The following is a 15359-nucleotide window of genomic DNA, read 5'->3' as shown; positions in this document are numbered from 1 at the left end:
GCGCGTGCTGCGCCTGCGCGACCGCCATGCCGTAACCGGGCACGATGATGACCTTCTGCGCGTTCATCATCAGATAGGCGGCATCGTCGGCTGAACCCTGCTTGACGGTGCGCTCGATGCCGTCGTCGGCCGCCGCCGCCGTCTCGCCGCCGAAGCCGCCGAGGATGACCGAGATGAACGAGCGGTTCATGCCCTTGCACATGATGTAGGACAGGATCGCGCCCGACGAGCCGACCAGCGCGCCGGTGATGATCAGCGCCAGGTTGCCAAGCGTGAAGCCGAGCGCCGCCGCAGCCCAGCCCGAATAGGAATTCAGCATCGACACCACCACCGGCATGTCGGCGCCGCCGATCGGGATGATCAAGAGCACGCCGAGCACCAGCGAGGCGGCGACGATCAGCCAGAAGACCAGCTTGGACTCGGTGGTGACGAGCAGCACGATCAGCACGACCAGGGCGATGCCGAGCGCGATGTTGATGAGATGGCGGCCGCCGATCATGATCGGCTTGCCCGACATGCGGCCGTCGAGCTTCAGGAAGGCGATGACCGAGCCGGTGAAGGTGATGGCGCCGATGGCGACGCCGAGGCTCATCTCAATCAGCGCCTGGGCATGGATGTCGGCGACCGTGCCGATGCCGAAGCTTTCCGGCGCGTAGATGGCGGCGGCCGCCACCATCACGGCGGCGAGGCCGACAAGCGAGTGGAAGGCGGCGACCAGCTGCGGCATCGAGGTCATGGCGATGCGGCGCGCGGTGACCGCACCGACGCCACCGCCGATGGCGAGCCCCAGCACGATCAGGCCGAAGCCGCCGGCCGACGGCACCGCCAGCGCCAGCGTCGTGGCGATGGCGATGCCCATGCCGATCATGCCGTAGAGGTTGCCCTGGCGGCTGGTGGTCGGGTGCGACAGGCCGCGCAGCGCCAGGATGAACAGGATGCCCGAGACAAGATAAAGGAACGAAGCGAAGTTGGCGTTCACGTCACTTGTCCTTCTTCTTGTACATGGCCAGCATGCGCTGGGTGACGAGGAAGCCGCCGAAGATGTTGACGGAAACCAGCATCAGCGCGACGAAGCCGAAGCCGGTTGCAAGGCCGGAGGCCGAGATGCCGACGGCAAGCAGCGCGCCGACGACGATGACCGACGAGATGGCGTTGGTGACGGCCATCAGCGGCGTGTGCAGGGCCGGCGTGACCGACCAGACGACGTAGTAGCCGACGAAGATCGCCAGCACGAAGATGGCGAAGCGGAAGACGAAGGGGTCGATGGCGCCGCCGGAGAGCGCATGAGCGGCGTCGCCCGCTGCCTCGGCGGCTGGGGCGGTGGCCAGATCGTGCACCGCGAGCCTGACCGCGGCGGTTGCCTGATCGAGCTGGTCGAGGGCTTTCTGCAAGGCGTCCATCACGCGATCCCCTTCGACTTGGCAGCGGGCTTGCTTGTGCTTTTCTTGTCAGCCGCCTTTTTGGGCGCGGCTTTCGGCGCGGCGTCGGCGGCCATGGTCGTCGCCGGGATTGCCGCCGGTTCAACGCGCGGCTGCTGGTCGGCCTTGGCGAAGTTGGGGTGCACCACTTGGCCAGCATCGGTCAGCATGGTCGCCTTGACCAGTTCGTCGTCGCGCTTGATGGCAAGCGACTTGCTCTCCTTGTCGACCAGCGTCTCGAGGAATGCGAACAGGTTTTTGGCATAGAGCAGGGAGGCCGACGCAGCGACGCGGCCCGGCACGTTGAGATGGCCGACAATCTTGACGCCATTGGCCGTGGTCACGACCTTGCCGGCTTGCGCGCCCTCGACATTGCCGCCGCGCTCGACCGCAAGGTCGACGATCACCGAGCCCGGCTTCATCGAGGCGACCATCGCCGCCGACACCAGCTTCGGCGCCGGACGTCCGGGAATCAGCGCCGTGGTGATGACGATATCCTGCTTGGCGATGTGCTCGGCGGTCAGTGCCGCCTGCTTGGCCTGGTATTCCTTCGACATTTCCTTGGCATAGCCGCCCGCCGTCTCGGCCGCCTTGAACTCCTCGTCCTCGACGGCCAGGAATTTCGCGCCGAGCGACTGCACCTGCTCCTTCACCGCCGGACGCACGTCGGTGGCGGTGACCACGGCGCCAAGCCGGCGCGCGGTGGCGATGGCCTGCAGGCCGGCGACGCCGACGCCCATGATGAAGGCCTTGGCCGCCGGCACGGTGCCGGCCGCCGTCATCATCATCGGCAGCGCCCGGTCATATTCGGCAGCCGCATCGATCACCGCCTGGTAGCCGGCGAGATTGGCCTGCGAGGACAGCACATCCATCACCTGCGCGCGGGTGATGCGCGGCATGAACTCCATCGAGAAAGCGGTGATGCCGGCCTCGGCCATGGCGGCGACGGCCGCGTCGTTGCCGTAGGGATCCATGATGGCGATGACGGCGGCACCTTGCTTGTAGCCCTTGAGCTCGGCGTCCGTCGGTCGGCGCACCTTGAGCACGACATCGGCCTTCGAGGCATCGGCGGCCTTGCCGATCGCGGCGCCCGCCTTGGCGAATTCCTCGTCGGGGATGCGCGAGCCGGTGCCCGCGCCTTTTTCGACCACCACCTCGAAGCCGAGGCCGGCCAGTCGCTTCACCGTGTCCGGCGAGACAGCAACGCGCGGCTCGTTCGCGTCAAGCTCACGAGGGATGAAAACCGTCTGCCCCACCGCATGATCCTTTCGGCTGGAACCTGTCTGCGCGGGACGCCGGCCGGGGCCTCCGGCGACGTCCGAGGCAAAGGGTTTGGAAAGTCTACCGGAGAATGAAGAAGCCGGCGGCCAGGATCACGGCCCAGAGGATGACCGCCGAGAAGAAGCCGCCCACGAAGAAGCCGAAAGCCATCGAAATCATCACGGCGAGGCAAAAGAGCGAACCGTATTTGGCCAGCGCCAGGAAGCCCGCATAGGTGCGGTCATGCTCGGCATAGTCCATCTTCGCGCCCAGTTCGACAGGACCGGTCGGCGTGTGATCAGCCATAGGAATACCCCTTCGAAGACATCTTGGAGGCACATAGCGAAAAGCTGGACGCAGAGCAATGGCGCTATTGCCGCATCGCCCGGCACAACAGCCTCAAAGGAAAGTTGAAGGCGGCGGCTTGGCAGGCCCGTCAGCCGGCGAGATGCGGGAACAATCCGAGCAGGCCGGCGATGATCAGATAGAGCGCGACGATGTAGTTCAGCAGCCTGGGCATGACCAGGATCAGCACGCCGGCGATCAGCGAGATCAACGGGGTCAGCGTAAGCGCGGAAATGGTCATGTCGGGGTCCTTTCCAAAAGTGGTGATCGCCGCTCCAGGCGATACAATCTGCAGGCGGTGCCTGTCGCTCCTTACAACGCGGGCGCGCCCGGAAGGCTCCGGCCGACGCATGTCGTCCAACAAAATGTCGCGGGCTTCGGTACGGCAACAGCCGAGAAAAAGCTGCGAGGCTCAGGCCGCTTCGAAGTATTTGGCGGTGGGCAGGATGGTCAGCGGCGCCAACTCGCCCCGCTTGGGGCGCTGGAAAAGCATGCGCTGTTCGAACGTCGTGGAATTGAAGAACGGGAAGCGGTCCAGCGTCGCCTGCATGTTGTCGGAGCACTTCGACTGGAACAGATGCACGGGGACGGTAAGTCCCGGATAGTTCCGCGGAGGCACCGCCTGCTCGGATCGGAAGATGCGATGATAGAAGGCGGAATGCTCTTCCTTGATGGCCGTCAGGCAAAAGGTCGGCTTGAAATGGCTGCAGGCAACGACCGCAAGCCTCAGCGTCACATAGGGCAGCACGCGCAGGCTGCTCGACCACTCGAGATCGGCGGCGAACCGGCTCGGATCGACGAAGGTTTCGCCGGCCGCCAGGCGCCGGGCCAGCACATCGCCGAACACGTCGGTGCTGGGGGAGACAGGATACTTCGCGTTGGCGTAGTGAATTCTGATGGTGCTGACGAGTGCGCCATCGAAGAACACGCCAAAGCGATAGGAATTCGGAAGATCGTCGAACCTGTCCTTCACCATGCGGGAAGCATCGGACTTCACCATGCCTGCATGAAGGTAGGAATTGTACCGAAGCCGATAGATCGCCTCAAGGTCTTCGGCACCGTCGCAAAGGCGATATTCGATGTGATCCAGAACTTCCATGATGTGATCTGAAAACACCGAGGGACGATGCTGACCCCTGGCTTTAGACGCCGCCAGGGGCGTACCCACTAACTGAGCTTCCACTTTTTTTGCCCTCGTGCCACCGCAAAAGGACAATAGCGAACAGGTGAAGGAACCAGAAGCGAAATTCCGAGCTTTTTCGTTTACTCTAAATTAACGTTAACAAATGGTTAAACCCCAAGGGCGGGCAAACGGGGTTTTTTGACGGATATTCAGGTGGCGGCGAGCTTCGCGGCGGGCCGCAATTCGGCGGCGAAAGGCCAGGTCACGTTGGACATGGTCTCAATGCCCGACGCGCTCAGCGCGGCGCCGAAGAGGAAGCCCTGGACCAGGTCAGGCTTCACCGAGTGCAGCAGGATCTTGAGCTGCTCGAAGGTCTCTACGCCTTCGACCGTGACGGTAAGGCCGAGGATCCGGGTCAGGTCGACGACCCCCTTCAAGAGGTCGAGCGAACGCGGGTTCTGGGTGACGTCCATCAGGAACGAACGGTCGATCTTGATCTTGTCGAGCGGCAGCTTGTGGAGATAACTCAGGCTGGAATAGCCGGTGCCGAAATCGTCGAGCGCGATGCGTACGCCGAGTTGCTTCAGCTCCTCGATGTACTGGCGCGTCAGCGACTTGTCGTCGAGCAGCGCGGTCTCGGTGACCTCGATCTCGAGGCGGCCGGCCGCGAGCCCGGATGCGGCCAGCGCATCGCGGACCTTCTGGATGACGTCGTGGTTACGGAAATCCTTGGCGGAGAGGTTGACCGAGACGCTGGTCTGGTCCGGCCATTTGGCGCATTCGGCGCAGGCCGCTTGCAGCACGAAGGTGCTGATCTCGGAGATGATGCCCATCTCCTCGGCCAGCGGGATGAAGATGCTGGGCGAAATCGGCCCGAGATCGGGATGGTCCCAGCGGCACAGGGCCTCGCAGCTGGCGATGCGCATAGTGCTCATCGATACGATCGGCTGATAGACCACGCGCAACCCCTTGCTTTCCACGGCGCTGCGCAGGTCCGCCTTCATCAGCTGGCGGTTACGGAAGGCGGCGTCCATCGATGCTTCGAACAGCCGCCAGTTGTTCTTGCCGAGTTCCTTGGCCTTGTAGAGCGCTAGGTCGGCCTTGACGATCATGGCGTCGACGTCGGTGTCCTCGACCTTGGACAGCACCGCGCCGGCGCTGGCCTGGATGCGCAGCCCGTGACCGGCGACGTCGACCTCGCCCTGCAGGTCGGCGAAGATCAGGTCGAGTAGGCCGCTCAGGTGGCTTTCGTCCTCTATGCGGTCGAAGAAGATCATGAATTCGTCACCGCCGAAACGGCTTACGGTGATGCCTTGCCCGGCAATGGCCGCCAGACGTTCCGCGACGGCATAGATCAGGCCGTCGCCGACGGGATGGCCGAGCGTGTCGTTGACGCTCTTGAAATCGTCGAGGTCGACCACCGCCAGGCCGCACAGGCGATCCCGGTCGCCGGAGGCCATCAGTTCCCCGACCAGCTCGTGGAAATAGGCGCGGTTAGGCAGGCCAGTAAGGTTGTCGTAGCGCGCCATGAAGCGGATTTTCTCCTCCGCCTCGACACGCGCGGTGACGTCCTCGAAGGTGATGACGCCAAGGTCCTGGCTGCCCTCGCGCGCCGAGAATTCGAAGTGCTGGCCATTGGAGAACGACACCAGAACCTTGCGGTCGCGTCCCTCGCGCAGCGCGCGCGTCAGCTGTGCCTCGACATAGCGGCAGTCCTTCGGCGCCAGCATGCCGCCGGCAACGCCGCGCATGAGCAGCGAATGGATCGAACGCCCGAGCAGTTGGTCCGGCGATTTGAGCGACATCAGATGGGCGGCTTCGGCGTTGCCAACCACCACCTTGCCGTCGGGGCCAAGCATGACCAGGCCATGCGACATGGTGTTGAGGGCCCGGTTGAAGCGCTGCGCCAGCTGCCGCGCCTGCTTGTGTCCGACGACGGCCGAGAACAGCACGTTGCGGACGTGGTCGGCGCTGCCCTTGATGATGAACATGAAGGGGATGATTAGCAGCCCGAGCACGACATAGGGGATGTCGACCCTGAGGATGAGGGCTGCGGCGATCGGTCCGACGAAGGTCACCGCGAAGATCATGACCATGCGCGGCGAGCCGTAGTTCCGGCCAACGACTGTCACCAGCGAGCCGAGCGTTATGGCAAGCGCTCCGATCTCGGCATAGGAATCCGAGTAGACGTAGATGGAAATGAAGCAAAAGAGCCCCAGCAGCAGCCCCTGCAGGCTGCCTTTCAGTATATATTCGCGCTCCCACCGCGTCGCATCCGCGGCGTCGCGGATCTCGCCGCCCGAGCGATGGAAGCGCCGCAGGCTGAAGTAACGCCAAACGCCGATACCAAGCAGCGCCGCGGCAAGGATGAGAAAAACCGACTGGCCGTTGCGCCAGTAGACCATGAGGCTGACGATGGCGTGGCAGCTCGCGCCGATGACCAGCATGTGCGCGTTGTCGAACAACGAGCGCACAAACTGGATATAAACATCCACGGGGATGTTATCGGTTTTTGTTCTGCCCATTACTGGCGCCCATTGAGCCCCAGCCTTGCCATAGTCCCATTAAAAAACCTTTAGCCTGGGCTGAAACGCCTGATTTTCGGGCGCTTCTCGGGTCATTCGGCGGCCTGGAGTTCGGGCCTTTCCGTCGCTTTCACAAGGCGTTCTACCAGTCTCGAACGCTCGCCGGCGGCCTTTTCGGCGCTGGCCTGCCGGACATGGCCGTAGCCGCGGATCAGTGCCGGCACCGAGGCAAGCGCTGCGGCCGCCTCGATCCCGCCAGGCGAAAGTGCTGACGCGATCAACTCCAGATCGGCTTCGTATTGCGCCAGAAGCTGCCGCTCCCTGCGCCGCTCGGCGGTAAGGCTGAAGAGGTCGAAAGCCGTGCCGCGCAGGCCTTTCAGCGCCGAGAGCAAGCGCAACCCTTTCAGCATCCACGGCCCGAAGCTCGACTTTTTCGGTTTGCCGTCATTGCCGCGCCGGCCGAGGATCGGCGGCGCCAGATGGAATTCCAATTTCTCGTAGCTCTGGAACTGCTTGGACAGCTCGGCCGCGAAGGAACCATCGGTATAGAGGCGCGCCACCTCGTATTCGTCCTTGATCGCCATCAGCTTGAACAGGTTGCGGGCGGCAGCTTCGGTCACCACCGTCGAGCCCGGCACCGCCTTGGCCTCCGCAGAGCGCAGCGTGGCGAGCCTCTCGGCATAGCGCTTGCCGTAGGCTGCGTTCTGGTAGCCGGTCAGGAAAATGACGCGACGGGCGATGATCTCGTCCAGCGTCTCGGCGGGCGCGATGGCCGCCTTGCCCGGCTGGCTAACGAGGCCGCGCACGAAATCCGGCTGATGCGCGGCGCGACGGCCCCAGCGAAACGCGGCGACGTTCATAGCAACCGCCTCGCCATTCAGCTCAATAGCCTTCTCGACCGCCTCGGCCGACAGCGGCAGCCCGCCATGCTGGAAGGCGAAGCCGAGCATGAACATGTTGGCGCCGAGCGAATTGCCGAACAATTGGGTGGCGGTCCGGGTGGCATCGAAGAAATGCGCCTTGCCGTCGCCGGCAGCAGTGCGGATCGCCTTTTTCAGCCGCTCGACGGGCAGCGAGAAATCGGCCGAACGGGTGAATTCGCCGGGCATGATCTCGGCGGTGTTGGCAAGGAAGATGGTGTGGTTCTCGCGCACAGCGGCCAGCACCTTCTGCGCGCCGGATACGACGAGGTCGCAGCCGAGCACCAGGTCGGCTTTGCCGGCCGAAACGCGGATGGCGTGGATTTCGTCCGGCGTGCGCGCGATGCGCACATGGGTGAACACCGAGCCGCCCTTCTGGGCAAGGCCGGCCATGTCGATCATGCCGCAGCCCTTGCCTTCGAGATGCGCCGCCATGCCGAGCACCGCGCCGATGGTGACGACGCCAGTGCCGCCGACGCCGTCGATGATCCCGGCCCAGCCCTGCGCGCCGAGCGAAAACTCGGCCGGTGCGGGCACGCCGTCGAGCGGGTCGGTCCTGCCGGCGATGCCTTCGGCCTTCCTGATCTTGGCGCCGTGCACGGTAACGAAGGACGGGCAGAAGCCGTTGACGCAGGAGAAATCCTTGTTGCAGCTCGACTGGTCGATGCGCCGCTTGCGGCCGAATTCGGTCTCGACCGGCTGGATCGACACGCAGTTGGATTGCACGCCGCAATCGCCGCACCCCTCGCAGACCAGCTCGTTGATGAAGACGCGTTTGTCGGGGTCGGGGAAGGTGCCGCGCTTGCGGCGGCGGCGCTTCTCGGCGGCGCAGGTCTGGTCGTAGAGGAGCACGGAGATGCCCTTGACCCCGCGCAATTCGCGCTGGACGAGGTCGAGGTCGTCGCGGTGATGGATGGTCGCGCCAGCCGGGAAGTCGGCCTTCCCCGCGTATTTGTCCGGCTCGTCGGTGACGATGGCGATGCGCTCGACGCCTTCGGCCCGCACCTGCCTGGCGATCATGTCGACGGTCAGCCCGCCCTCATGCGGCTGGCCGCCGGTCATGGCGACGGCGTCGTTGTAGAGGATCTTGTAGGTGATGTTGGCATCGCTCGACAGCGCGAAGCGGATCGCCAGCGCGCCGGAGTGATTGTAGGTGCCGTCGCCGAGATTCTGGAAGATGTGGCCGCGTTTCGAGAACGGCGCCTGGCCGACCCACTGAGCGCCTTCGCCACCCATCGCCGTGAAGCCGACGGTGTTCCTGTCCATCCACAGCGCCATGAAATGGCAGCCGATGCCGGCGGCGGCCAGCGACCCGTCCGGCACCTTGGTCGAGGAATTGTGCGGGCAGCCGGAGCAGAAGAAGGGCGTGCGCGAGCCGATGTCGACGGTGTCGGCGAGCATGGCCTGGAACTGGCCCAGTTTCGCCACCCGCGCCGCGATCTCCTCCGACGGACCGATGGTGCGCAGGATCCGCTCTCCCAGCGCGATAGCGATCTCGTTCGGGTCGAGCGCGCCCTTGGCCGGGAACAGCCAGTCGCCGCGCTCGTCCTTTTTGCCGACGATGACCGGCTGGCTGGCGGTGCGGTAGAGGTTTTCGCGCAGCTGCACCTCGATCAGCGAGCGCTTCTCCTCGACGACGACGATGGTGTCGAGGCCGCGGGCGAAGTCGGCGACATGCTGCAGGTCGAGCGGCCACGGGCAGCCGACCTTGAACAGGCGGATGCCGATGCGGTTGGCGGCAGCCTCGTCGATGCCGATATCCTCCAGCGCCTGGCGCACGTCGAGGTAGCTCTTGCCGATGGTGATGACGCCGAGCTTCGGGTTGCGTCCGCCCGAATAGACGATGCGGTTCAGCCCGTTGGCGTGGATGAAGGCGGATGCGGCGTTGCGCTTGTACTCGTGCAGCCGCTCCTCCTGGCCGAGCATGTCGATCTCGTGGCGGATATTGAGGCCGCCGGGCGGCATGTCGAAGGGCGGCACGACGATCTTGAGCCGCTCGAGCGAGGCATCGACGGAAGCGGTCGATTCGATGTTGTCCTTGACGCATTTGATCGCCGCCCAGGTGCCGGCGAAGCGCGACATGGCAAAGCCGTAGAGCCCGTAGTCGATGATCTCCTGCACGCCGGCCGGGTTGAGGATCGGCACCATGGTGTCGACGAACAGGAATTCGGTAGCATGCGCGTTGGTCGACGATTCGGCCATATGGTCGTCGCCCATCAGGGCAAGCACGCCGCCATGCTTCGACGAGCCGGCGAGATTGGCGTGGCGGAACACGTCGCCGGAGCGATCGACGCCCGGCCCCTTGCCGTACCAGACCGAAAAGACGCCGTCATGCGTGCCTTCGCCCAGCAATTCGGCCTGCTGGGTGCCCCAGCAGGCGGTGGCGGCCAGCTCTTCGTTGAGGCCGGGCTGGAAGACGATGTCGGACTGCGCCAGCTGCTTCTTGGCTCTCCACAGCTGCATGTCGAGACCGCCGAGCGGCGATCCGCGATAGCCGGAGACGAAGCCGGCGGTATTCAGGCCCGCGCGGCGATCGCGCTCGCGCTGCATAAGGAGCATGCGGATGACGGCCTGCGCGCCGGAAAGGAAGATGCGCTCCTTGCCAAGGTCGAACTTGTCGTCGAGCGCGACGTCATGCAGCGTCATCAGGCATTTCCTTCGCGGAGGCGCACGGAATCGCGCAGCCTACGTCGGAGTGGGACGCCGCACTCTTTCTCCCCTTGCCGGAGAGGTCAAACGAAATCGCAGGTGCCAGACGACGCGCAACAGACAGTCCAATCGGCGGCCGTTGACGCATGCGACGGCACTTAGGGCGGTTCAGCCGGGCACGAAAATTCCAGCGACCTGAACGTCAGGTAGCCTTCGAGCAGTCGGGCTTCGGCTCGCCCGGCAGCTTGCCGTCGACATGACCGACCATGTCCTTGTTGAGCTCGTAGACCGGGCCGACCACCAACGGGCGGTCGGGCAGCACCGACTGATCCATCGACGAGGTCAGCGTCGTCTCGAAGCTTTGCAGCAGCGTGCCATTGGCGTCCTCGATGCGGATCGAGATTGAGTAGGGCTTGTCCTTGACCACGCAGGTGAGTGGCGGGCTGGTCAGCGTTATATGCGGCAGCTTTGGCCAGATCTTCTGGTTGACGATGATCGGATCGCCCCCGGCCGGGTTCTGGAAGCTGACCACCGCGACCTGGCCTTCTCCCATCGGCCGGAGCGGATTGAGGGTGACGACATAGGCGGCGATGCCCAGCCGGTAATTGAACTCGAACAGCTTGCCGGAAATGGCGAACAACTGCTCCTTGCCGGAATCACGGCAGGCGCCAAGCGCCGCCACCGCCAGCAGCGCGGCGCCGAAAACCATCGAGCGCGAATTTTTCCTAAACATTGGTAGCCTCCCTGGCCGCCGTGCGGCGGCGGTAATAGCGGTTTGCCTTCTGCCGGTTGCCGCACACTGCCATGTCGCACCAGAGGCGGCTGGAATTGCGGCTGCGGTCGACGAACAGCCAGCTGCAGTTGGGACAGATCCTGAGCCTCGCCACCGTATCGCCGCGCAGCAGCGACAGCGCCGAGACGGCCAGCGCCGCCTCGAAGGCGATCGGCGTCGCCGGATCGCCGAACGGCCGGCCCGGCCCGCCGATTTCGGTACGGCCCTCCGCCAGGCCGTCGGCGCAGGCTGCCAGGAAACCGGGCAGGTCGCCGGTGGCGATAGTGCCCTTGGCCACGGCGTTGCGGAACAGGCGGTCGGTCGTCTCGCGGATCGACAGCACCACCGGCGCGATCGCCGCCGGTGCCGGCGCCTCCAGCCTTCGGCCGCCAAGCTCGCTGGCGCGGAAACAGCTCGCCGCCTCGGCGAAGCGCGCGATCTCCGCCGGATTGTCGAAACGGTCGAAGGTCTTTTCCGGGTCGTTGCGCAGCACGACGGTGTTCGCGGTGTCGAGCGCCAGAATGCCGCCGGTGAAGCGGTGCGGGGTCCAGGATACCGTCATGCCAGAAATCTAACCGATAAATCGCGTTTGACAAGTTAGATTCCGAATGCAACCTTCCGCACAGGTCGCGAGTTGCCGCGGCCTCTGTTTCGAGCATGTCGTCGCCCCAAAACCGCCAAGCACTTTTGGGCGACATGCTCCGAGGTTTGTGCATGCTCTATTTCTTCCAGCAGATTCTGAACGGGCTGCATTCGGGCGCGCTCTATGCGCTTCTCGCCTTCGGCTATGTGCTGACCAATGGCATCCTGCATCGCACCAACCTGGCCTATGGCGCCGTGTTCGCCTTTTGCGGCCACGCCATGATCCTGACCGCCGCCTTCGGCTATCAGGCGCTGTGGCTGACGCTCTACGCCGCCGTCGCGCTCGGCGTGCTGGCGGCCTTCCTCTACGCGGCGCTGATCAGCCATGTCCTGTCGCGCAGCGTCTTCGAACCGCTGGCCGACCGTTCGCCCAACGCCATAGTGGTGACGACGCTGGGCATATTGCTGTTCCTGTCAGAGGCCAGCCGCATCGCCGCCGACACCCACGATCTCTGGCTGCCGCCGATGCTGGCCGTGCCGGTGATCTTCGCCGAGCACGACGGCTTCAAGGCGACGCTGACGCTGATCCAATTGCTCGACTGCGCCGCCGTGCTGGCGGCCATCATCCTTGCTGCCTGGGCCTTTGCCCGCTCGAGCTTCGGCCGGCGCTGGCGCGCCGTCTCCGACGACCCCAAGGCGGCGGCGATGTGCGGCGTCGACGTGCGCGCGGTGTTTCGCCACGCAGTGCTGTTCGGCGGCTTCTGCGCCGCGCTCGCCGGTGTGCTTGCCGGCATCTACTACGGCAACATCAGCTTCGGGACCGGGCTGGTCTACGGCTTGAAGGTCCTGTTTGTGACGGCGGTCGGCGGCTACCTCTCGCCGCCGCGCGCCGCCCTTGGCGCCGCCGCCTTCGGCATGGCCGAATCGCTGTGGGCCGGCTATTTCCCGCTCGAATGGCGCGATGCCTGGATGTATCTGTTCCTCGTCGCCATGCTGGTGCTGATCGGTGCCGGCCGAGATCAGCAGAAGATCGCCTGACCCTATCAGACTTTGGTTGCATTGTTCCCCGTTTGCCGGCGGATTATCGGCGTCCCCGCCTCACAACCGTGTTGACCGCGTCTCTGCCATGTTGACCCGCCGCGCCACGCACGGCATACCGTTGGGCCACTGCGGCGCGACGGAAAATTAGGGGAGCCGGCGCGCCTCCGACATTTTGAATTACGCATCTTGCTTTCCGAAAATCGACACCGATTTTCGAGCCGATGCTTGGAGGGAGGAATGCATGGCAGGGCTGCTCGCTCTATCCAGAACGATCGACCGTGTGAATGAGTTCATCGGCAGATGGGTGTCGTGGCTGATCCTGCTGGCGATCCTGGTCAGCGCCGGCAACGCCGTCGTCCGCAAGGTGTTCGATATCTCCTCCAATGCTTGGCTGGAACTGCAATGGTACCTGTTCGGCGCCGCCTTCATGCTGGCCGCCGCCTACACGCTGAAGCAGAACGACCATATCCGCATCGACATCGTCTACGGCATGTTCTCGCGCCGCGTGCAGCACTGGATCGACCTGCTCGGCCACACGCTGTTCCTGATGCCGTTCGTCACCCTGATGGTGATCTATTTCGTGCCCTATGTGTCGCTGTCCTTCCGCAGCGGCGAAATGTCGACCAATGCCGGCGGCCTGATCGTCTGGCCGGCCAAGGCCATCCTGCTCGCCGGCTTCTTCCTGCTGGCGCTGCAGGGCATCTCCGAGATCATCAAGAAGATCGCCATCATGCGCGGCGACATGGACGATCCCAATCCCTTCATATCGGCGCATGAGCAGGCCGAGCTGGAGGCAAAAGCACTCGCCGAAGAAGCCAAGGCGCTCGCCGGCGAGGTGCGCCCATGATCGAGTTCATCGCCCAGAACATGGCGCCGATCATGTTCGCCTCGCTGATCATCTTCCTTTTGATCGGTTACCCCGTCGCCTTCTCGCTCGCCGCCAACGGGCTGCTGTTTTTCGGCATCGGCGTATTGCTGTCGTCTCATTCGGGCGGGGCGATAACACTCGACTGGCCACTTCTGTATGCACTGCCGGAAAACTTCTACGGCAACCGGGTGATGTCGAACGACACGCTGCTGGCGATACCGTTTTTCACCTTCATGGGTATCGTGCTGGAACGATCCGGCATGGCGGAAGACCTGCTCGATACGATCGGCCAATTGTTCGGGCCGATCCGCGGCGGCCTTGCCTATGCCGTCATCTTCGTCGGCGCGCTGCTTGCCGCCACCACCGGTGTCGTGGCGGCTTCCGTCATTGCCATGGGCCTGATCTCCCTGCCAATCATGCTGCGCTATGGCTACGACCGTCGCGTCGCCTCCGGCGTCATCGCCGCTTCCGGCACGCTGGCGCAGATCATCCCGCCGTCGCTGGTGCTGATCGTGCTCGCCGACCAGTTGGGACGCTCGGTCGGCGACATGTATGCCGGCGCGCTGATCCCGGGCCTCGTGCTTACCGGCATCTACATGCTTTACATCCTGATCATGTCGATCGTCCGGCCGAAATCCATGCCGGCCCTGCCGCTCGAAGCCCGCACGCTCGGTCATGGCGTGGTGTCGCTGATCGTGGCGCTGGCGGTTGCGGTCGCTTTGTCCTACGCGGCCTACCGCTATCTGGCGCCGGCACATGGCGACAATGCCGACATTCTCGGCGCCTGCGTCGGCGTGATCCTGATCTATATCGTGGCGATTGCCGACAAGGGCCTGAACATCAACATGATGTCCCGGCTGGCGCAGCAGGTGATCATCGTGCTGATCCCGCCGTTGGCGCTGATCTTCCTGGTGCTCGGCACCATCTTCCTCGGCATCGCCACCCCGACCGAAGGCGGTGCCATGGGCTCCGTCGGCGCATTGATCATGGCGGCGGCAAAGGGGCGGCTGTCGCTGGACGTCATCAAGCAGGCGCTGGCCTCGACGACCAGGCTGTCCTCCTTCGTGCTGTTCATCCTGATCGGCGCGCGCGTCTTCTCGCTGACCTTCTACGGCGTCAACGGTCAAAAATGGGTCGAGCATCTCTTGATCTCGCTGCCCGGCGGCGAGGTCGGCTTCCTGATCGGCGTCAACGCGCTGGTCTTCGTGCTGGCCTTCTTCCTTGATTTCTTCGAGCTCGCCTTCATCATCGTGCCGCTGCTCGCGCCCGCCGCCGACAAGCTCGGCATCGACCTGATCTGGTTCGGCGTGCTGCTCGGCGTCAACATGCAGACTTCCTTCATGCATCCGCCCTTCGGCTTCGCGCTGTTCTACCTGCGCTCGGTCGCCGCCCGCGTGCCCTATCTCGACCGCATCACCGGCAAGCAGATCGCGCCGGTCACCACCGGCCAGATCTATTGGGGCGCGGTGCCCTTTGTCGGCATCCAGGTGATCATGATCGGGCTCACCATCGCTTTCCCGCAAATGGTGATGCACTACAAGGGCGCCGTGGTCGATCCCGGCACCATCGAGCTCAAGGTGCCGGAACTGCCGGGTCTGTCGCCGCTCGGCACGCCGCCGGCGGATGGCGCCGGGGCGCCGGCCAATGGCGGCGCGGCACCGGCGGCGCCGGCCAATGGCGGCGCGGCACCGGCGGCGCCGGCCACCGACCTGTCCCAGCCACCGAGCTTCGGCGACCCGCTGCCCGCCAAGCCGGCGGCGCCGTCGCCTGACCTGTCGCAGCCGCCGAACTTCAATTGATGTGGGAGGCTCGACGGTTGTGAAAGCGGTTCGCCTCGAGGCCGACGGCTTGTCGAC

General features: G+C 64.6%; 12 protein-coding genes and 1 pseudogene. 3 read left to right on the top strand and 10 right to left on the bottom strand.

Features of this window, described 5'->3' with window-relative positions:
- The 10 genes and pseudogenes from EOA33_RS07680 to EOA33_RS07635 form a co-directional block, all read right to left on the bottom strand.
- A partial coding sequence (locus EOA33_RS07680; RefSeq protein WP_145989087.1) for an NAD(P)(+) transhydrogenase (Re/Si-specific) subunit beta occupies positions 1 to 979 on the bottom strand: 979 nt, incomplete at its 3' end.
- Between the two features lies 1 nt (position 980).
- A complete protein-coding gene (locus EOA33_RS07675; protein ID WP_126057005.1) occupies positions 981 to 1400 on the bottom strand; it encodes a proton-translocating transhydrogenase family protein in 420 nt (139 codons plus the stop codon).
- Entirely contained in the window at positions 1400 to 2674 is a 1275-nt protein-coding gene (locus EOA33_RS07670) for a Re/Si-specific NAD(P)(+) transhydrogenase subunit alpha (protein ID WP_127405362.1), read from the bottom strand. The genes EOA33_RS07675 and EOA33_RS07670 overlap by 1 nt, the downstream gene beginning before the upstream one ends.
- A gap of 85 nt (positions 2675 to 2759) precedes the next feature.
- Positions 2760 to 2984 carry an aa3-type cytochrome c oxidase subunit IV gene (locus EOA33_RS07665; protein ID WP_126057003.1) on the bottom strand — a complete coding sequence of 75 codons (225 nt, stop codon included), beginning with the start codon at positions 2982 to 2984 and terminating at the stop codon, positions 2760 to 2762.
- Positions 2985 to 3114: 130 nt separating this feature from the next.
- Entirely contained in the window at positions 3115 to 3264 is a 150-nt protein-coding gene (locus EOA33_RS07660; RefSeq protein WP_126057002.1) for a DUF3096 domain-containing protein, read from the bottom strand.
- A 171-nt stretch (positions 3265 to 3435) separates the two neighbouring features.
- A complete protein-coding gene (locus EOA33_RS07655; RefSeq protein WP_245482268.1) occupies positions 3436 to 4122 on the bottom strand; it encodes an acyl-homoserine-lactone synthase in 687 nt (228 codons plus the stop codon).
- A 233-nt stretch (positions 4123 to 4355) separates the two neighbouring features.
- Positions 4356 to 6671, bottom strand: coding sequence for an EAL domain-containing protein (locus tag EOA33_RS07650; RefSeq protein WP_126057001.1), 2316 nt, complete (start codon positions 6669 to 6671; stop codon positions 4356 to 4358).
- 92 nt (positions 6672 to 6763) lie between these two features.
- Positions 6764 to 10246: pseudogene (locus EOA33_RS07645) on the bottom strand (indolepyruvate ferredoxin oxidoreductase family protein); the annotation flags it as partial.
- A gap of 196 nt (positions 10247 to 10442) precedes the next feature.
- Positions 10443 to 10973, bottom strand: coding sequence for a hypothetical protein (locus EOA33_RS07640; RefSeq protein ID WP_190234223.1), 531 nt, complete (start codon positions 10971 to 10973; stop codon positions 10443 to 10445).
- Complete coding sequence (locus EOA33_RS07635) at positions 10966 to 11574, bottom strand: CGNR zinc finger domain-containing protein (RefSeq protein WP_126056999.1); 609 nt, start codon at positions 11572 to 11574, stop codon at positions 10966 to 10968. Before EOA33_RS07635 ends, EOA33_RS07640 begins: the two co-directional genes overlap by 8 nt.
- A gap of 152 nt (positions 11575 to 11726) precedes the next feature.
- Between EOA33_RS07635 and EOA33_RS07630 the strand changes: the two genes are divergently transcribed.
- The 3 genes from EOA33_RS07630 to EOA33_RS07620 all read left to right on the top strand — a co-directional run bounded on the left by EOA33_RS07630 (position 11727) and on the right by EOA33_RS07620 (position 15302).
- Positions 11727 to 12632 carry a branched-chain amino acid ABC transporter permease gene (locus EOA33_RS07630; protein WP_126056998.1) on the top strand — a complete coding sequence of 302 codons (906 nt, stop codon included), beginning with the start codon at positions 11727 to 11729 and terminating at the stop codon, positions 12630 to 12632.
- 244 nt (positions 12633 to 12876) lie between these two features.
- Positions 12877 to 13482: a TRAP transporter small permease subunit gene (locus EOA33_RS07625; RefSeq protein ID WP_126056997.1), complete on the top strand. Its 606-nt coding sequence runs from the start codon at positions 12877 to 12879 to the stop codon at positions 13480 to 13482.
- Positions 13479 to 15302: a TRAP transporter large permease subunit gene (locus EOA33_RS07620; protein WP_127405360.1), complete on the top strand. Its 1824-nt coding sequence runs from the start codon at positions 13479 to 13481 to the stop codon at positions 15300 to 15302. The genes EOA33_RS07625 and EOA33_RS07620 overlap by 4 nt, the downstream gene beginning before the upstream one ends.
- The last annotated feature ends 57 nt before the right edge of the window (positions 15303 to 15359 follow it).

This window comes from Mesorhizobium sp. M4A.F.Ca.ET.050.02.1.1 (assembly GCF_003997725.1).
Classification (GTDB): domain Bacteria; phylum Pseudomonadota; class Alphaproteobacteria; order Rhizobiales; family Rhizobiaceae; genus Mesorhizobium.
The sequence above is the reverse complement of the archived record's forward strand: the minus strand, read 5'-3'. Positions and strand labels throughout refer to the sequence as shown.